Annotated in this window: 17 protein-coding genes; 12 read left to right on the top strand and 5 right to left on the bottom strand. The window is 37.6% G+C overall.

Annotation, left to right across the window (positions count from 1 at the left end; all coding sequences use genetic code 11):
* Positions 1-341 precede the first annotated feature (341 nt).
* Complete coding sequence (locus tag C8J95_RS15125; protein WP_107809585.1) at positions 342-3,755, top strand: glycoside hydrolase family 2 TIM barrel-domain containing protein; 3,414 nt, start codon at positions 342-344, stop codon at positions 3,753-3,755.
* Here the strand turns inward: C8J95_RS15125 and C8J95_RS15130 are convergent.
* Positions 3,752-4,093, bottom strand: a complete 342-nt coding sequence (locus tag C8J95_RS15130; RefSeq protein WP_107809586.1) for a helix-turn-helix transcriptional regulator — start codon at positions 4,091-4,093, stop codon at positions 3,752-3,754. The genes C8J95_RS15125 and C8J95_RS15130 overlap by 4 nt on opposite strands.
* A 169-nt stretch (positions 4,094-4,262) precedes the next feature.
* Here C8J95_RS15130 and C8J95_RS15135 point away from each other — a divergent pair, with 169 nt between their 5' ends.
* The 5 genes from C8J95_RS15135 (at position 4,263) to C8J95_RS15150 (ending at position 5,730) form a co-directional block, all read left to right on the top strand.
* Positions 4,263-4,709: a hypothetical protein gene (locus C8J95_RS15135; protein ID WP_107809587.1), complete on the top strand. Its 447-nt coding sequence runs from the start codon at positions 4,263-4,265 to the stop codon at positions 4,707-4,709.
* 18 nt (positions 4,710-4,727) lie between these two features.
* Positions 4,728-4,889: a hypothetical protein gene (locus tag C8J95_RS18795; RefSeq protein ID WP_185124623.1), complete on the top strand. Its 162-nt coding sequence runs from the start codon at positions 4,728-4,730 to the stop codon at positions 4,887-4,889.
* 44 nt (positions 4,890-4,933) lie between these two features.
* Positions 4,934-5,122 carry a hypothetical protein gene (locus C8J95_RS15140; protein WP_107809588.1) on the top strand — a complete coding sequence of 63 codons (189 nt, stop codon included), beginning with the start codon at positions 4,934-4,936 and terminating at the stop codon, positions 5,120-5,122.
* Between the two features lie 23 nt (positions 5,123-5,145).
* Complete coding sequence (locus tag C8J95_RS15145; RefSeq protein ID WP_107809589.1) at positions 5,146-5,385, top strand: hypothetical protein; 240 nt, start codon at positions 5,146-5,148, stop codon at positions 5,383-5,385.
* 132 nt (positions 5,386-5,517) lie between these two features.
* Positions 5,518-5,730: a hypothetical protein gene (locus C8J95_RS15150; protein ID WP_107809590.1), complete on the top strand. Its 213-nt coding sequence runs from the start codon at positions 5,518-5,520 to the stop codon at positions 5,728-5,730.
* Between the two features lie 81 nt (positions 5,731-5,811).
* Here the strand turns inward: C8J95_RS15150 and C8J95_RS15155 are convergent, their stop codons facing one another.
* The gene (locus tag C8J95_RS15155) at positions 5,812-8,166 is read right to left on the bottom strand and encodes a PDZ domain-containing protein (protein WP_107809591.1); all 2,355 of its coding nucleotides are present in this window, start codon (positions 8,164-8,166) and stop codon (positions 5,812-5,814) included.
* A gap of 139 nt (positions 8,167-8,305) precedes the next feature.
* Here C8J95_RS15155 and C8J95_RS15160 point away from each other — a divergent pair, with 139 nt between their 5' ends.
* Positions 8,306-10,633 carry a glycoside hydrolase family 95-like protein gene (locus C8J95_RS15160; protein WP_107809592.1) on the top strand — a complete coding sequence of 776 codons (2,328 nt, stop codon included), beginning with the start codon at positions 8,306-8,308 and terminating at the stop codon, positions 10,631-10,633.
* 56 nt (positions 10,634-10,689) lie between these two features.
* Here the strand turns inward: C8J95_RS15160 and C8J95_RS15165 are convergent, their stop codons facing one another.
* From C8J95_RS15165 to C8J95_RS15175, 3 genes are all read right to left on the bottom strand, one after another.
* Complete coding sequence (locus C8J95_RS15165; RefSeq protein WP_107809593.1) at positions 10,690-10,884, bottom strand: hypothetical protein; 195 nt, start codon at positions 10,882-10,884, stop codon at positions 10,690-10,692.
* Between the two features lie 146 nt (positions 10,885-11,030).
* Positions 11,031-11,942: a dihydrodipicolinate synthase family protein gene (locus C8J95_RS15170; protein WP_107809594.1), complete on the bottom strand. Its 912-nt coding sequence runs from the start codon at positions 11,940-11,942 to the stop codon at positions 11,031-11,033.
* Positions 11,943-11,960: 18 nt separating this feature from the next.
* A complete protein-coding gene (locus tag C8J95_RS15175; RefSeq protein ID WP_107809595.1) occupies positions 11,961-12,428 on the bottom strand; it encodes a cupin domain-containing protein in 468 nt (155 codons plus the stop codon).
* A 101-nt stretch (positions 12,429-12,529) separates the two neighbouring features.
* On the opposite strand from C8J95_RS15175, the gene C8J95_RS15180 reads away from it, so the two are divergent.
* From C8J95_RS15180 to C8J95_RS15200, 5 genes are all read left to right on the top strand, one after another.
* Positions 12,530-13,948 (top strand): PLP-dependent aminotransferase family protein, encoded by a 1,419-nt coding sequence (locus C8J95_RS15180; RefSeq protein WP_107809596.1) that lies wholly within the window; start codon positions 12,530-12,532, stop codon positions 13,946-13,948.
* A 50-nt stretch (positions 13,949-13,998) separates the two neighbouring features.
* Positions 13,999-14,574 (top strand): Crp/Fnr family transcriptional regulator, encoded by a 576-nt coding sequence (locus C8J95_RS15185; protein WP_107809597.1) that lies wholly within the window; start codon positions 13,999-14,001, stop codon positions 14,572-14,574.
* Positions 14,575-14,640: 66 nt separating this feature from the next.
* Positions 14,641-15,585, top strand: a complete 945-nt coding sequence (locus C8J95_RS15190; RefSeq protein WP_107809685.1) for a ketopantoate reductase family protein — start codon at positions 14,641-14,643, stop codon at positions 15,583-15,585.
* A 253-nt stretch (positions 15,586-15,838) separates the two neighbouring features.
* Entirely contained in the window at positions 15,839-16,432 is a 594-nt protein-coding gene (locus C8J95_RS15195) for a Crp/Fnr family transcriptional regulator (RefSeq protein ID WP_059325039.1), read from the top strand.
* Positions 16,433-16,498: 66 nt separating this feature from the next.
* Positions 16,499-17,119, top strand: a complete 621-nt coding sequence (locus tag C8J95_RS15200; protein WP_255412832.1) for a hypothetical protein — start codon at positions 16,499-16,501, stop codon at positions 17,117-17,119.
* Positions 17,120-17,363 lie beyond the last annotated feature (244 nt).

A 17,363-nucleotide genomic window follows, 5' to 3' on the forward strand; every position in this document is an offset into this window, starting at 1 on the left:
TGAAGATGAAAGACTTTGATTTTTGGGCTCATCAGAATAGCCTGTCGATCTTTTTTCTTGTTCCGAATGTCTATTTTTCTAACTGCAACGCTGGTATATCTTTTCACAGCGTAATGCAAAATACTTTTTTAAGTTTTGAGAAATTAGATATTGTATATAAACGCAGAAATCCCTCACGCGATAGCGCAAGAGTTATCAAAAATCTGATTTATAAAAAATAAAATAAGCCCAAAACGAAATGCAAATATACGATTTTATTTTAAATAAATAAAAATTTAAGTGTCTTTTTTCTGGATTTTATGATTGGAAATTAATACTTTAGCCTTTCAAATAACCATGTAATGAGACATTATTTTTTTTCTAGGGAACTCCTGGTCGGAGTCCTCACATTAGTTACGGTCGTTATTCAGGCTCAGGAACTACCTTACTGGAAGAATGCCAGTATTGTAAAGGTTAATAAAGAATATCCACGGACGCTCTTTATGACTTATGATTCCAAAGGTGAAGCTCTAAATATTAAATTCGAAAATAGTAAATATTATAAATCGCTTAATGGTACCTGGAAATTTCATTTTGCTGATGCTTATAAGCAATTACCTGAAAATATTACTGATTCTGCTACCAGTACCTCCGGATGGAAAGATATAAAAGTCCCAGGCAATTGGGAGATGCAGGGATTCGGAACACCTATATATATTAACCATCCTTATGAATTTGTAGAAAGAGATCCTAAAACAAGGTTGCCCAAACAGGCTCCACCTTATATGCCGGAAGAAAATCCTGTAGGAGTTTACCGCAGAGATATTGATATTCCTGCAGAATGGTTGAAAGACAGGACTATTTTTCTGAATATTGGTGGTGCAAAGTCCGGTACTTATGTTTATATCAATGGTAAAGAAGTTGGTTATAGTGAGGATTCTAAAAACCCGGCAGAATTCAGGATTAATGAATATGTGAAGCCCGGTATCAATAAGCTTGCAGTTAAAATATTCAGATGGAGTACCGGTTCTTATCTGGAAGCACAGGATTTCTGGAGGATGAGTGGTATTGAAAGAGATGTTTATCTGTGGTCTCAGCCCAATGTATCTCTGCGTGATTTCAGAGTGAAATCTACTTTAGATGATACTTATAAGAACGGAGTCTTTCAGTTGGAAATGTCTGTAGCGAATTACGGGAATGGGGATCTTATAGAGAAGGCAAACTATACACCGATTAAGTCGGTTAGCCCTGTGCTGGGTTATGAGCTGCTTGATGCTAAAGGTAAGGTTGTAGCTTCGGCTTCGGCAACAGTAAGTGTAAAAGGAAGAGGGGAGAACGATTATAAATTCCCTGAAATAAAAATTCCGGGTGTTTCAACATGGACTTCAGAATCTCCGAACCTGTATAAACTGGTAATGACGGTACAGAAGCAGGGGAGTACGCAAACCGAAGTAATCCCGTTTACTGTAGGATTCAGAAGATTTGAAATAAAGGAGGTAGAAGGTAACGGGAGAAAAGATCGCCTGTTTCTGGTGAACGGACAACCTATAAAATTTAAAGGGACCAATATCCATGAACACAACCCGGCAACCGGACATTATGTAACAGAAGATATCATGCTGAAGGATTTTACATTGATGAAGCAGAATAACCTCAACTCTGTCCGTTTAGCCCACTATCCGCAGTCCCGAAAATTTTACGAATTATGTAACGAATTAGGGCTTTACGTATATGATGAAGCTAATATTGAAAGTCACGGAATGTATTATGGGAAAGAATCTCTGGCTAAGCATCCGGAATGGCAGAATGCCCATTTGGACAGAACCATCAATATGTTTGAGCGTAATAAAAATCATCCTTCAGTAAGCTTTTGGTCATTAGGAAATGAAGCCGGAAATGGAGTCAACTTCGATGTAACCTACAGATGGTTGAAAGAGCGGGAGAAAGATTTTATGAATCGTCCGGTAAATTATGAAAGAGCGATCTGGGGTTATAACTCGGACATGTATGTACCACAATATCCAAGTGCCGCCTGGTTGGAAAAGATCGGGAAAGAGGGGTCTGACCGCCCGGTGATTCCTTCAGAATATTCGCATGCAATGGGTAACTCCAGTGGTAATCTGGATCTGCAATGGGATGCTATTTATAAATATCCAAATCTTCAGGGTGGTTATATTTGGGAATGGGTGGATCATGGACTTTCTAAAAAAGATAATGACGGAAAAGATTTCTGGGCTTATGGAGGTGACTTTGGTAAAGATATGCCAAGTGACGGAAATTTTGTTGCTGACGGCATTGTACATCCGGATAGGACTCCGCATCCTGCTATGCAAGAAGTTAAGTTTGTATATCAGAATTTCGGGTTTGAGACAAAGGACCTTTCCAAAGGATTGTTCAGTGTGAAAAATCGTTTCTATTTCACGAATGCTCAGAACTATGTTCTGAAATATAGTATTATTGAAAATGGTAAAAATGTAGCTGAAAAAACGGTTCCGATGAATCTTGGAGCGCAGCAGAGTATGGATGTTCAGATTCCGGTAAGTTTACTGAAGAAAGGGAAGGAATATTTTGTGAATTTTGATGTTTATTCAAAAACTTCAACCACAGTAGTTCCGGCTAACTTTAATATTGCACATAGGCAGTTCAAATTGCCTTCCGAAATTGTAAAAGAATCTTATAAGCCAGGGATTGCATCACAGAATATAAAAACGGACCAAAGAGGAAATATAACTGTTGTAACCGCCGGGAAAGCTGTGATAACTTTTGATAAAGCAAAAGGTATTGTAAGCTCTTATAAGGTTAATGGTAAAGAATATTTTCAGAATGGATTTGGGATTCAGCCTAACTTTTGGAGAGGTCCCAATGATAACGATTACGGAAGTTCGATGCCGAAGCGTCTTCAGATTTGGAAACAGTCGAGTAAAGACTTTAAAGTAATGGAGGTTAATGCTGTAAAGGAAAATGATAATGCACTGCTAAATGTAACTTATCTGTTACCTGCCGGTAATCTGTATAAAGTACAGTATAAGATCTATCCGGATGGTGTGGTGAAGGTAAACGTGGAGTTTACCTCAACTTCGATGGAGGCTAATAATGTAGAAACATCGGAAGCTACACAGATGGCAACCTTTACTCCGGAAATGAAAAAGGCCAGAGAGAATTCGTCCAAACTGGAAGTACCACGAATTGGGGTGCGTTTCAGATTACCACAGTCTATGAATAAAGTTCAGTACTATGGAAATGGCCCTGTGGAAAACTATACAGATCGTCAGTCCGGAGCCAGAATCGGTATCTATAGTACAACAGCAGAGGATATGTATTTCCCTTATGTGCGTCCGCAAGAAAATGGGCACAGAACATTTAACCGTTGGTTTTCTCTTACAGATACCAAGAATGCAGGATTGTTAATTATTGCTGATGATACAGTAGGCTTTAATGCTTTAAGAAATTCTGTAGAAGATTTTGATTCTGAGGAAGCTAAAAACAGACCTTATCAATTCAATAATTTTAGTTCAGAAGAGCGTGCTGCTAATTCTGATGAAAAAGCGAAAGATTTGCGTCCGCGCCAGACCCATATTAATGATATTGTACCAAGAAATTTCATAGAAGTATGTGTGGATATGAAACAGATGGGTGTTGCTGGTTATAATAGCTGGGGAGCTAAACCTCTTCCGGAATACAGTATTCCGTCTGATAGGAATTATAAATGGGGCTTTACAATAGTTCCTGTTAAAAACACTCAGGAGATTGCTGAAAAAGCAAACCTGAAATATTAATTTAAGGCTTTTGAGAGCAGGATAAGTAATTCATTCTGCTGCCTGATAAGTCCAATTAGTTCATTCTGATTTTGGATAATTGCCGAGATAGCCCCTTCCGTTATTCTGATTTCTTTTTCTGAAGTATCAGCTGTACGGAGGGGGCTTTCATTTATAAGTTCTTCAATATAGATATTGTAAAACTGTGATAGCTTCAGAATATTATCCAATGAGGGTTTTGTTGCACCGGATTCCCATTTGTTATAAGCTGTCTGTGATATTTGTAAAGCCTCGGCCAATTCAGCCTGACTTAGCTTTACAGAATTTCTTAATTTTCGCAATTTGGTGTTTAGTTTCATCTTATTTTTATATTATAAGGCTTGTGTTAATCATATGTTTAAATAGTTGTGTAAAACATTAGTTAATTAAAAATAAAACTAATGTACATTTTTTATTTCAAGAATAATTCACATATTTGTGAAAATATTATATACTGATTTAAAGCGATAATAGTATTTGTATGTATAAATGGAAAAAATAATACCCTTTTTCTTATTATTTGCTGTCAACATTTGTTTTGCTCAGAATGCTAAAAAACAGAGTGAGATGAATGTGAAAAATAAAATGGAAGCGAGACAGCCTCAGGATCCTTCTGTACCTCCACCACCGGTAAATAGTTTTCCGGCTCAGTATCCCAAAGGAAACAGAGCTTTTCTTCAGCTTGTGGAAAAAAATGTGAATAAAGAATCTCTGAAAGGACAACCTAAGAAACTTGAAACCAAAATTATTATTAAAGTTGATGATGATGGGACGGTACTAAATGTTTCTGCATACGGAGAGAACGAAATTTTTAATAAAGAAGTTGAGAATGCAGCAAAGAAAATCGGAACAACAAAATGGACTGCCGGAAAGAACAGGCAGGGTGAAAATGTTATAGATCTTGTTAAACTGCCATTTACACTTGTTAATCAATAAAATACCAAATAAAACATTATGAAAAACCTTAAAAGAATTAAAAGAACAGAGCTTAAAGCTATTATTGGAGGAGGGGAGCCTTTACCAGACGGTTGGGGAGTTTGCTTTGTAAATGGAGAGCCAGTTTCTACTCCATGCGACCAGTTATGTCCGGACAGAACGCAGCCTTTTTGTGCATAATAGACCAGGGAGCAAATAATCAGTAGAATACCAAATAAAATATTATGAAAAACCTTAAAAAAATTAAAAGGACAGAGCTTAAAGCTATTATCGGAGGAGGAGAGCCTTTACCAGATGGATGGGGAGTTTGCTATGTAAAAGGAGAGCAAGTTCCAACCCCGTGTGATCAATTATGCCCGAACAAAATGCAGCCTACTTGTGCATGGATGGACCCGGGAACAAATAATCAGTAAAATACCAAATAAAATAAAACAATATGAAAAATCTAAAAAAACTTTCAAGAACAAATCTTAAAGAAATTCATGGCGGTGCTATTATTGGCGGCGGCGGAAGTGGTATAGGTGGCTGCGAAGCTCATTGGGTTCCCGGAGATCAGCTGCCGGAACCTGGTATGCCATATGATTGCGGATGCAGAGGACTGAGATGGTGTCCAGGAATGGGAGCTTGTGTTCACTCGAATCAGATTCCTAAGGCACAATGCGAAACTGGTCTGTAGAAAAGAAGCTGACTCAATACTTTTGAATCGGTTTTTATTTTAGAAATCAATTAGATAAAGCTCATCAAATTTAAAGAGCAAAATAATCAATTCACACAATAAAATATTTAATACCAAATAAAATAAAACAATATGAAAAATCTAAAAAAACTTTCAAGAAATAATCTTAAAGAAATTCACGGCGGAACTTTTACAGGTGGATGTAATGCTCATCTTGTTACTGTAGACGAGGCTCCTGGTGAAGGAATGCCTTATAACTGCGGGTGCAGAACACTGTTGTGGTGTGAAAAGCTAAGTGCATGTGTACAATCAGGACAATATGCTCAAAACTGCAAGTCATTGTAATAAGAAATGTAGTATATAATAGATAATGGCCGGAAGAAATATCCGGCCATCTTATTTTTCAAAAAGTTGGGTAGTGCTTTCTTATTTCAATAACAGATTGACTTGTAGTGTTTGCTGATTGCGCATTGCCTCTACTTTTACCTGTCCTTTCCATTTAGAAGCCTGATAAACGTTCAGCAAATCACTTGCTTTTTTTATTTCGGTGCCGTCCATCGTTCTTATTACGTCTTTTTCCTGTAACCCTGCTTTTTTTAGCGGGCTATTTGCGTCCAGTTTTACAATGATTCCACCGTTTTCATCAGGCAGGCCAAAAGCAGATCTTTCACCAAGACCTTCTACCGACTTTATTGTAGCATTTAGAAAATCAATGCTTGCTATGCTTTTATTGTTCTCAGTACTGCTTATCAGTTTTGGCAACTCTGGCTTGGCAGCAATTTGCTTTAATCGCGGAATCTGTACACCAAATTGATCCATTGGGAAATTTTTAAAGCCAACTTGAAGAGCTGGGGAATTGTTCTTTACTCTGTAATCGCCAATTTGTGGATTGATAAAATCAGGATTTCCTGAGATACTATGTTGGTCAGTATTTCTTTTTTGTGCAGCTTGTAAGGCTTTTGAGTCCGGGAAAAGGTTGTAGTCTATATTTTTGCCCCAGTCATTCATCCCAATTGGAGCATAAGGTGTCATTACGATATTACGAGTGAAATAATCATCACTGTTTTTAAACCATACATGCGGATGAAAGCTATTGTTGATCATAATGTTGTTCTCGGCTTTACGCTTAAAACCTTCGCGGAATTTGAGTCCGCCATTCAGCATCACATTGTTGTAAATATGGTAATTGGAAGATCCGTCGTCCAAATCGATATCCCAACCATGATCACAGCGGAATCTGTTGTTTCGGATAACAGTAGTTTGAATGGCATCCAGTAAGATCAATTCTGGGTGAACAGTGGTAATGCTGTCCATATATTTTCTGTCAGGGCTCCAGAAGCGATCTCTTCCCCAGGAATTAAAAGCGCCATGATCTCCGGTTTCCAGTACTGTATTGAATACGTCATTAAATTCCAGAATATGTCCGCCAAAAGCACCGTCGCCAATATTAATACCAGCTCTTGGCGTATTGTATATACTGTTATGTCTCACTGTGATATTAGCCGCAATATCAATTTGTATACCTGTGGCCTGTTTTTCAATCTTGCCTATATCATGGATAAGATTATTTTCCGCAATACATTGCTGTGGATAATGATTGGCCTTAGGGCCGGATGTTTTATCCAGTTGTCCATAAGGTACATAATCTTCATACCGGAAAGAAGGGGAACGTACGGCATCTGTTTCTCCTACAAAGGCAATTCCGCTGGCGCCAGCTCCGCTAATATGATTACCGCTGATGATGTTGTTCTTATTATAACCACTTAGCATAATAGCATTGCCACCTACATCTGTGAACTGACAGTCGGTTACTTTTATATTCCGGGTATTTTCCATAAATATAACTCCACCTCTGTAGATGGTCCAGTCGCTTCGCAAAAGAGGCTCTTTGGTATCCATAAAGCTTCGCTCATTATGCAAGAAACCAATGTTCTTTATTTCTATACCCGATAATGGTGATCCTTCTGTGCCTTTTATTTCGATGCTGTTTTTTAATCGGGAAACTGTTATGTTAGTTTGGGAAAGGTTTATTCCTTTAGGTGGATAATAATAAAGCATTCCTTTTTCTTTATCAGCAAACCATTCTCCGGGAGCATTTAGTTCTTCAAAGATATTTTCCACAAAACGGAATTGTTTGTGCAAAGGTGAAGGCCGGTTATTTTGCCAGCCACCTTCCAGTTTTAGATTGCCTTTTTCATCAACACCGGTTATCCGATAATGAAATCCACCCCATTCTCCGGAATGAAGTCCGTGTACATAGCCTCCTGCAGGATTCTTCCATTGCTGCACACGTTCTGGTGCTATAGCATCTGCTGAGGTTCCGTTGAATATCTTGGCATTGGGGTCAAAGTTAGGATAGCGGGCCAGTATTTGCAGTTTTTCATCAGCATAAAGTCTTTCAAAGTTTATGTCTTGTGGAATACTTGTAGCATAAATACCATTTTTATAAGGCTTCCAATCAGTCTTTAATAATTGTCCGGCACTTATAAATGCCTGCTCTCCGGGATAGGAGCTTATTAAAAGAGACTTAGTTTTTAATGTTTTATTATCCAGTACAATGGGCTTCTGAAGATAATAAATACCTTTTCTTAAATAAATAATAAATGCTTTTCCGTTTGCTTTTTCAATTTCCTGTACAGCGCGTTCCGGGCTTTTGAAAGGCTTGGTTATAGTTCCGGGGTTATTATCACTTCCGCCGGAAGAAACATATACTTTGGTCTGGGCGTAGGGGAATAGAGTTCCCAGCAGGCAAAATAATAATAAGGTTAGTGTGTTTTTCATGGTTGGTTATATTGTTTTTTTGTAAATATAATTTAAAAAATTAATTCACAGGACTTTATGCTTTTCATTTAGTGTTTTAATAATGATGCGCTAAAAATAATTTCATAGTTTAGTAAAAACTTTTATACCATTATTAACCATGCGAAAACCGCCCTCCGATTCTGGTGGCAGAATGTTGCTTTCTGTAACCGCAGAAAAGAGTCTTTTTCTGTTTAGTACCCTTATTTTTATTTTTTTTATAGCCCCGAATATCAAAGCTCAAGCTTTACCTCAGCATCGGCTTGAGTTTACAAAACTGGCGACCCGCTGGGATGAAGGTATTCCTTTAGGCAATGGAATGCTGGGTTCTCTGGCCTGGGAGAAAAACGGAAAGCTAAGACTTTCTTTAGACAGAGCAGATTTGTGGGATGAACGAAAAGCCCTGGATATTTCCAAGCTAAATTTTAAGTGGGTTGAGCAGCAGGTTCTGAAGAATGACTATAAGCCTGTTCAGAAGATAGGGGACTGGCCATACGATAATACGCCATATCCCACAAAATTACCTGCCGCAGCTTTACAATTTGATATAAAGGGTTTAGGAACAGTGATCTCAAATCAGTTGGAGATTGCAACGGCATTGCATAGCGTCAAATTTAGTTCCGGAGTAGTTTTCCAGAGTTATATACACGCAACGCAGCAGGCAGGATATTTTAGCTTTGATCACATTACTGATGAAAACTTAATGAATGATCTGTTACCAAAACTTGATGTGCATAATTATAATTCAGGTGCAGCAGCAGAGAGTGATAACAGTCATGCTGGTGAAGGTCTTGGTAAGTTAGGCTATACCAAAGGAAACGTGACGGAAGAAGAGCATACAATACGTTATCATCAGCCTACTTATAACGGAAGGTTTTTCGAAGTTTTGGTAAGGTGGAAGAAAATAGGAAAAGATAAACTAACGGGGAGTTGGACAATTTCCGATAACCAGTCTGCCACGCTTTCTTTACCTCAGCAATCAATAACGAATTCCGGTGAATGGAAAAGTCATGCAAAATGGTGGAAGGATTTCTGGAGTAAATCTTCAGTAAAACTTCCGGATGAATTGATTGAAAAGCAATATTATCTGGAATTATACAAACTGGGAAGCATAAGTCGTAAGGGAGCACCAGCGATTACATTACAGGCGGTGTGGACAGCGGATAATGGAAGTTTGCCACCATGGAAGGGTGATTTTCATAACGATTTAAATACTCAGCTTAGTTATTGGCCTGCCTATACAGGGAATCACTTGCAGGAAGCAGTATCTTTTACAGACTGGTTATGGAAGATAAGACCGGTAAGCTTACAATATACTAAACAGTATTTCGGCGTAGATGGACTGAATGTTCCGGGAGTTGTTACATTAAACGGTGATCCTATGGGCGGATGGATTCAATACTCGCTTTCTCCTACAGTAAGTGCATGGTGTGCCCAGTACTTTTACTGGCAGTGGAAATATTCTATGGACAATCGTTTTCTTCAGCAAAAAGCTTACCCCTATGTTCACGATGCAGCCATTTATATGGAGAATATTACCCGCCTGAAAGATGGTGTGAGAAAATTACCGTTAAGCTCGAGCCCGGAATACAATGATAATTCTGTTAATGCATGGTTTAAAGACTGGACCAATTATGACCTTTCGTTAGCACGATTTCTGTTTTCTGCGGCTTCGGAAATAGCAAAAGCTTCCGGTAAAGAGGATGAAGCTGTGCACTGGAAAAAAATATTAGGAGAGCTGCCTGATTATAATATAAATGAAACGGGGCTTACAGTAGCACCCGGACAGAGTATGGAATCATCTCACAGACATTTCTCTCCTTATATGGCTGTTTATCCTTTGGCCTTACTGGACGTAAATAGGTCTAAAGACAAAGAAATTGTGGATAAGTCCATTCAGCATATTGAAAAGCTGGGAACTCGTGCCTGGGTAGGTTATTCTTTTACATGGATGTCTACATTGTATGCACGAGCTTATCAGGCAGAGAAAGCGGTAAAACAATTACAGATATTTGCCTCTAATTTTTGTTCCCCTAATAGTTTTCACCTGAATGGAGACCAGAAAGGAGGACAATATTCCGGATTTACGTACCGTCCGTTCACATTGGAAGGGAATTTTGCATTTGCTCAGGGAGTACACGAATTATTATTACAGAGCCGACAGGGATATATAGAAGTTTTTCCGGCAATCCCCAAAGACTGGAAAAATGTAAGTTTTACTAATTTGCGTGCGGAAGGTGCGGTGTTGGTAAGTGGCAAAATCGATAACGAAAAACTTATTACTGTGAAGTTATTTTCTGAAAAAGGTGGAATCATGAATGTTAAGCTGCCAAATGGAAAAATACAACTTGCAGATAGCCAAAATGCAAAAGCAGAGATTCTGAATACAGACAAAACGGTTATCAGCTTTAAGCCTGGTGGTTGGGTAAGTTTACAGATCTACAGATAATATTTATAAAAAATAAGTCCCGGATATTCCGGGACTTATCATTAATTAAACTGTTCTTACTTCTTTACGGGAGCTTTTTCCTGCTTCACAGGAGCTGTTTTTTCAGCCTTCTTTTCAGCCTTTTTAGCCGATTCATGTCCTTTCATTTCCTTTTTAGCAGGTTCAGACTTTTTCTGTGCTGGAGTTGTTTGTTGTGCAGTTGCATAACCTAGTCCAAGAACTAGTGATAATGCCATTAACGTGTTTTTCATTGTACTATTGTTTTAATGTTAGTACTGCGAACCTACAAAGAATTTTTATTACCTGTATGCGCTTAACCCGCTGTTTAACTGTAAATTAACACTTTTAAGAATAGTTTAGCGCTTCTTAAAAAATGATAAAAGGCGAAAAGTGCTTCCTATAAGGCTTTTTCAGCAGTTGTAACAGGGGTCTGGATATGGGAAAGAATAAGTCTGAGTTCCTCTGTTTCTGTTTCTGTCAAAGGTTTTAGCGGACTTCTTAGGGTTCCGCCATCTTCACCCAGAATATGAAGTCCGGCTTTAATAGCTCTTGGTAAACCTTTGGCTACTATAAATTTCAGTAGATCCAGTTGCTGATAGAAGAGCTGCTGTGCACTTTTCAAATCATTATTTTGTATAGCATTATACAGTTCCACATTCAGTTCGGGGATAAGATTGGGGGCAGCTGTACACCAGCCATTGGCGCCTGCAGAAAATGCAGCCAGAGCCAGAGGATTGGAGCCGTTGTAAAAAGCAACTTCCTCGCCCAGTTCTTTTCTTAAATAATGCATGCGTTGTACGTCTCCCGTACTTTCTTTGATCATGGTAACATTTGGGATTTCCAGTAATCGCTTTAATAGAGCAGGAGACATGTCTACACCACTAGTTGCCGGATTATTATAGGCCATAATAGGAATAGATATTTTAGAGGCCACAGCATCGTAATGTTCTACAATTTCGTCATCGGTGAGTTTCCAGTAGCTCATAGGGATAATCATTACAGCTGTAGCTCCGGATTTTTCTGCAAATTGTGCATGATATACAGTTTTCTCTGTTGTCAGATTAGATACACCAACCAATGTAGGAACACGTCCGGCAACCTGCTGAATAGTAGCTTCAGTTACGGCTTCTTTCTCTTCATCGGACAAATAAGGTAATACTCCTGTACTTCCTAATGGGGCAATAGCATGAGATCCTGATGTTACAAGGCGTTCGGTTAATTTTCTGAATAACGGAATATTCACCTTTTCATTTTCGTCAAACGGAGTTATAGGGTATGCTATAACACCTTTGAATAAAGTATTTTTCATTTCGTTTTTTTATGTGGATTATAAATCTCTTCCTTCTTCCTCACGAAGAGCTACACCAAGATTTTGTAGTTGTGGAGCATTTTCACAGGCAATGTACTTTGCAGATTCTGTATCGCTCGTGTTCTGGTGTCTGTGCCAAGCCCATGATGGGATATAGACAGCATCTCCGGCTTCCCATTCCACCCGCTCACCTTCTATTTCTGTCCATCCTTTTCCTTCTATTACATAAAGTACAGTTTCATAAGTATGACGGTGACGATTGGTCAATTGACCAGGTAACAAACCTCCAATAGTCATGCTTACATTTTTACTGGGAAGGTCTACGAAAAATACAGGATGTTTTCTTTCTGTAGAAAACTGATTGTGAACCCCTTCATTTTCCACATTCTTGTGGATAACATGTGTTGGCTTTACATAGACTGGTCTTGCAAAAGTCTGGTGAAAGTCTTTGGAGCTGAATTGTTTTGTTTCTTCTGATTTTGACATGATTGATAATATTAATTGTGTTTTTGCATTATTGCTTAACAAAAGTATTGTAGATTTGGACTATTGAAATGATACAGTTTTTATAAAATAAGATAGTCCAGATGTTGAGACCATGGAAATTAGAAATACAATTAGACCATCAGTCTGATAAAGCGATATATCTTCAGATTGCTGATGCGATAATAGAAGATATACAATCCGGAAGGCTGAAACAGGGAACAGCTTTGCCAGGCAGTCGTAAACTGGCGCAGGATCTGAAAGTAAATCGGAATACAGTAGTAGAAGCTTTGAATGTTCTGTTGAATGAAGAATGGCTGGTTTCTAAAGAACGGCGGGGAACCTTTGTATCGGATATTCTCCCGGTTTTATCTAACACCGCAAAACCAAAGCATGATTCTGTAATTGAGAAAAGCGAGAAAAATATATTCAGGATTAATTTTGATGACGGGCACCCAGATAGTAAAATTGCTCCTGTTGCAGAGTTGGCAAGGGCTTACAGACAAATTTTTAGCAGAAAGGGAAGATGGCAGATGATGGGCTATGGGGATGAATTCGGAGATGCTGAATTTCGAAAGGCTATTGTACAGATGGCTAATCATCAGCGTGGGATGCAGGCTAGTGAGCATGAAGTATGTATTACGCGGGGAAGTCAGATGGCGATGTATCTTACTGCGCATTCATTGTTTGAAAAAGGAGATTATGTAATTGTTGAAGAACCTGGATATAAACCGGCATGGAAAGCTTTTGAAAGTGCAGGGGCCAGAATATTGCCTGTTAATGTGGATAAAGACGGACTTATTACCGATGAGGTAGCAAAGCATCTACAGTCGGGTAAGAAGATTAGGGCAATTTATACAACTCCGCATCACCAGTACCCTACAACAGTAACGTTGAGCTTACAAAGAAGACTTGAACTAATACGTCTTTCAAATAAATTTGGATTTAGTATCATCGAAGACGATTATGATAATGAATTCCATTTTGGCTATCGCCCAGTTTTACCTTTGTCCAGTTATACAGAACTCAAAAACTATGTGTACATAGGGACAATGAGTAAGGTTGTTGCACCGGCGCTAAGAATAGGTTATTTGATCAGTAACAATAAAGAACTTCTGGAACGGGTGGGAGCTCTGAGAAAGATTATAGATGTACAGGGAGATACAATTATGGAGCAGGCCGTATTGCAATTGATTAATGATGGTACAATTAAGCGTCATCTGAAAAAGGCAACCCATTTTTATAAAGCGAAAAGAGATTTCGCAGCTGAATTGCTTACAAAACATTTGAAAAGTAAAGCAGACTATCATATTCCGGAAGGTGGACTGGCATTCTGGATAATGCCTAAAAAACAGGTCGACTGGGAGACCGTGTCGGAAGTACTGAAGAAGAAAGGTATTCGTATTGTAGCACTGGACCATTATCAGCAGGATCCGCGTGACAGAGGTATACGCCTCAGCTACGGAGCCGTTTCGGAAGAGCAGCTGGAAGAAGGTATAAAAGAATTGGCAAAGTTCCTCTGATTCATTCTTAAAGGTATTTTATCCAAACTATTTTTATTTATTTGAAATTTATGAGTAAATCGGTTATCAATGATTATTTCCATTCATTGTTCACTATAAAAAAAGAGGTTGTCGAGAAGATAACGGAGACATTTAATCATTTTGAGCTGGACAAGAATTTAATTTTACTGGGCAAAGACAGTATCAGTACCAAGACTTATTTTCTGGAGAAGGGATATGTACGCTCTTATATTCTGAATGAGGATAATGAAGAAGTTACCACAAATATATATGAAGCTCCTTGCTTTGTTAACGATTTTTTATCATTTTTCAGGCAACAGCCTACAAAAGAAATATATCAGACGGTGACACCATGTACCTTCTGGGAAACCGGACTGGAGAATGTGCAGTCTAATTTTCATAATATTCCCGAATTCAGAGAGTTTAGCAGGCTTTTGTTTGTGATTAATTATTATGCTATTAATGACAGGCTTATTGCGATGTCCAGTCAGAAAGCGAAAACCAGATACATGAATTTATTACAGCAGAAACCTAATATCTTTCAGCATGTTCCGTTAAAAATTATTGCTTCTTATCTGGGAATTAAAGACAGCTCACTTAGCCGGATCAGGCGGGAAAGTGTGTAACCAGTAATTTCTTTGCATTTGTCAAGTAATACTATGCTACATAATACAGATATTTATCAAAAAAATATGAGTAAGAAAAATATCGTTGTAATAGGTCTGGGAGGTGTTGGAGGCTACTTTGGTTTTAAAATGAATCAGATAAATGAAACGACGGAAAAACATGAAATAACATTTGTTGCCAGAGGAGCAACTTACAATGTAGTAAAAGAAAAAGGACTTACATTACTTTCTCCGGAGCATGATAATGCTGTTACCAGGCCAAATGCTGTATTGCAGAATATTGCTGATATCAAAAATCCGGATCTGATATTTATTTGTGTAAAAGAATATGATCTGGAAAATATCTGTCAGCAGCTTATTCGGGTAATTACACCGGATACGATTCTGTTTCCAATGATGAATGGTGCGGATATATACGACAGAATACGAAAAATTATTCCGGATCATGTGATTTTACCATCTTGTATTTATGTAGCGTCACACATTAAGGAAAAAGGAATTGTAGAGCATAAAGGTAAATCCGGAACTCTTATATTTGGACGTGATCCTCAACATACATCTGCAGATATTGACTGGATAATTAGTTTATTGGAGGAAAGTAATATTAAATATAATTTTAAAGATAATCCGCTGACAGATATTTGGGAAAAATTTATTTTTATTGCCAGTTTTGGGCTAGTCACAGCCTGGCATAATTCTTCAATAGGGTCGGTTTGTACCAATAAAGATCAGAATCAACAAGCAGTAGAAATTATGAAAGAGATAAAACTGATTGTCAAAGCTAAAAGTATTTACTTGCCAGAAGATATTGTTGCTAAAACAATGGAAAAAGCAGCTGGATTCCCTCCGGAGACGCCTACTTCTTTACAGCTTGATGTTCATTCAGATAAAGGGAATAATGAGCTGGAATTATTTGGCGGAGCAGTTATTAATTATGGTAAAGAACTGGGAGTAGATACGCCTGTAACACTAAAAATATATGGGGAAATAAAAGCAAATATGATTAAATAATTTGCTAACATATTGGATAGACCTTCGGGAAATCAATGTGTTTTCCGAAGAATTCTCCGAGAACTCCCGGGCAAATTGTAGTAAAGCCTAAGCTTTTATATGTAAATATAAGAAATAGCAAATCTGAAAAACGATCTGTTATTTTTGTAGATTACTCTGAAACGTAATAAGGATGGGCTATTAAATATTTTTAGCTGCCTAATGACTACAATATTTACTTAAATTTACTCTTTTAATTTTGAGAATTTTCTGAATGGATAAAATTATTGGACAGTTAATAGCACATTTTAAAGAGATTGTTCCTCTGGATGAAACGGATATTAATGCTATTATCCCCAAATTGGAAATAAAAGAACTGGATAAAAAGGATTATCTGATCCAGCCGGGACAGGTTTCCAGACATATGCGCTTTATTGCAAAAGGAAGCCTGCATTCTTACTATACTGATGAAGATGGCCGTGAGCATACGGCACAACTCGGAATTGAAAACTGGTGGATTAATGATTTGTACAGTTACCTGAGTGAAAGTGCCTCTCGAATGTATATTCAGGCAGTTGAGAATACTACACTTGTTCAGATTCATAAGAATAATCTTGAATTGTTATATAAAGAAGTCCCTAAAATATCTGAGTTCTGGAGATTGAAGATGCAAGGTGCTTATCTTATTCTGCAGGAAAGAACGTTTGAAAATATGAGGTTTGATGCTTATACCCGATATCGGACATTTGTAAACAGTTATCCGGATATAGAGCAGCGTTTTCCACAATATATGATAGCGTCTTATCTTGGAATTACGATAGAATATCTAAGTGCTTTACGTAAAAAACATATTGCAGACCGTTCTTAAGATATCTTAATTTTTATCATTTATGTTCGATCTAGTTTTGCTCCCGTAAATAAAGAGAGCAAAATAATGACGATTAAACATATGGCAATAGCACTATTTGCATTGCCTTTATTTCAGGTAAAAGCACAGCAATTAACATATACACCCGATATTGTTTTGGGGCATCGATCATACACATATCTGCATAATATAAGTTATCAGGTTAATGATAAACTAAAAATCAATAATCTCACCCTATTCGATACAGAATATACCAAGGACAAGGAAAATATATTTTTCATCAGAAATACAGTATCCTATAATCTGACAAAGAAAGTTTCGTTTCATGCAGGATTTGGGATGAAAAATCCGGGAGCTTTTTTTACAGCCTTTGCTCAGTACCGGATTGCAAAACCAACTTATTCGTTTTCCTATTCTGTGGGTGCCACTTATCAAAAAGGATTTACCTTGGAACAATCAATCTCCGCAGAATATGCACCTTATCTGAATGATGATTTACAGGCTTATTTTAATGTTTTAGCTATTGCCAATCTTAATTTTGATGGTTATCAGAGAGGGCTGCAGTTCTTTCGACTGGGACTGAAGCAAAAAAAGTTGAGTTACGGTGTTGCTATTAATTTAGATCAATGGAATAACACTAAAAAAACGTTGGAAAATGTGGGTATTTTTACTAAATATAACTTTTAGGATATACGCTATAGAAAAGGAAGTGGGAAAATAATTTACAGATACTTCTATAAGCTTTTGCCTGTTTTGAAATTGAGCTCACATTTTTTACAGGACAAATTATAGTTTTCAGAGGCCTATAACTGTAATTAAAAACATTTAAAAGCATCAATAAATCTTTCCTGTAACCTTGTTGTTTATGTTTTAGTGCTTTTGTTAGCAAGTAGTTGTTGTTTTTCGTTTAACAACTGGGTGACGTTTCTTT

The organism is Elizabethkingia sp. YR214 (genome assembly GCF_003058195.1).
Taxonomy (GTDB): domain Bacteria; phylum Bacteroidota; class Bacteroidia; order Flavobacteriales; family Weeksellaceae; genus Elizabethkingia.

What these genes read in the sequence shown, in the direction of transcription:
- C8J95_RS15145 (WP_107809589.1), top strand. Translation starts at nt 5,146, where the DNA reads ATGAAAAATCTAAAAAAACTTTCAAGAACAAATCTTAAAGAAATTCAT.
- C8J95_RS15125 (WP_107809585.1), top strand. Translation starts at nt 342, where the DNA reads ATGAGACATTATTTTTTTTCTAGGGAACTCCTGGTCGGAGTCCTCACA.
- C8J95_RS15170 (WP_107809594.1), bottom strand. Translation starts at nt 11,942, where the DNA reads ATGAAAAATACTTTATTCAAAGGTGTTATAGCATACCCTATAACTCCG.
- C8J95_RS15155 (WP_107809591.1), bottom strand. Translation starts at nt 8,166, where the DNA reads ATGAAAAACACACTAACCTTATTATTATTTTGCCTGCTGGGAACTCTA.
- C8J95_RS15200 (WP_255412832.1), top strand. Translation starts at nt 16,499, where the DNA reads ATGACGATTAAACATATGGCAATAGCACTATTTGCATTGCCTTTATTT.
- C8J95_RS15185 (WP_107809597.1), top strand. Translation starts at nt 13,999, where the DNA reads ATGAGTAAATCGGTTATCAATGATTATTTCCATTCATTGTTCACTATA.
- C8J95_RS15195 (WP_059325039.1), top strand. Translation starts at nt 15,839, where the DNA reads ATGGATAAAATTATTGGACAGTTAATAGCACATTTTAAAGAGATTGTT.
- C8J95_RS15140 (WP_107809588.1), top strand. Translation starts at nt 4,934, where the DNA reads ATGAAAAACCTTAAAAAAATTAAAAGGACAGAGCTTAAAGCTATTATC.
- C8J95_RS15165 (WP_107809593.1), bottom strand. Translation starts at nt 10,884, where the DNA reads ATGAAAAACACGTTAATGGCATTATCACTAGTTCTTGGACTAGGTTAT.
- C8J95_RS15175 (WP_107809595.1), bottom strand. Translation starts at nt 12,428, where the DNA reads ATGTCAAAATCAGAAGAAACAAAACAATTCAGCTCCAAAGACTTTCAC.
- C8J95_RS15160 (WP_107809592.1), top strand. Translation starts at nt 8,306, where the DNA reads ATGCGAAAACCGCCCTCCGATTCTGGTGGCAGAATGTTGCTTTCTGTA.
- C8J95_RS15130 (WP_107809586.1), bottom strand. Translation starts at nt 4,093, where the DNA reads ATGAAACTAAACACCAAATTGCGAAAATTAAGAAATTCTGTAAAGCTA.
- C8J95_RS15180 (WP_107809596.1), top strand. Translation starts at nt 12,530, where the DNA reads ATGTTGAGACCATGGAAATTAGAAATACAATTAGACCATCAGTCTGAT.
- C8J95_RS18795 (WP_185124623.1), top strand. Translation starts at nt 4,728, where the DNA reads ATGAAAAACCTTAAAAGAATTAAAAGAACAGAGCTTAAAGCTATTATT.
- C8J95_RS15135 (WP_107809587.1), top strand. Translation starts at nt 4,263, where the DNA reads ATGGAAAAAATAATACCCTTTTTCTTATTATTTGCTGTCAACATTTGT.
- C8J95_RS15190 (WP_107809685.1), top strand. Translation starts at nt 14,641, where the DNA reads ATGAGTAAGAAAAATATCGTTGTAATAGGTCTGGGAGGTGTTGGAGGC.
- C8J95_RS15150 (WP_107809590.1), top strand. Translation starts at nt 5,518, where the DNA reads ATGAAAAATCTAAAAAAACTTTCAAGAAATAATCTTAAAGAAATTCAC.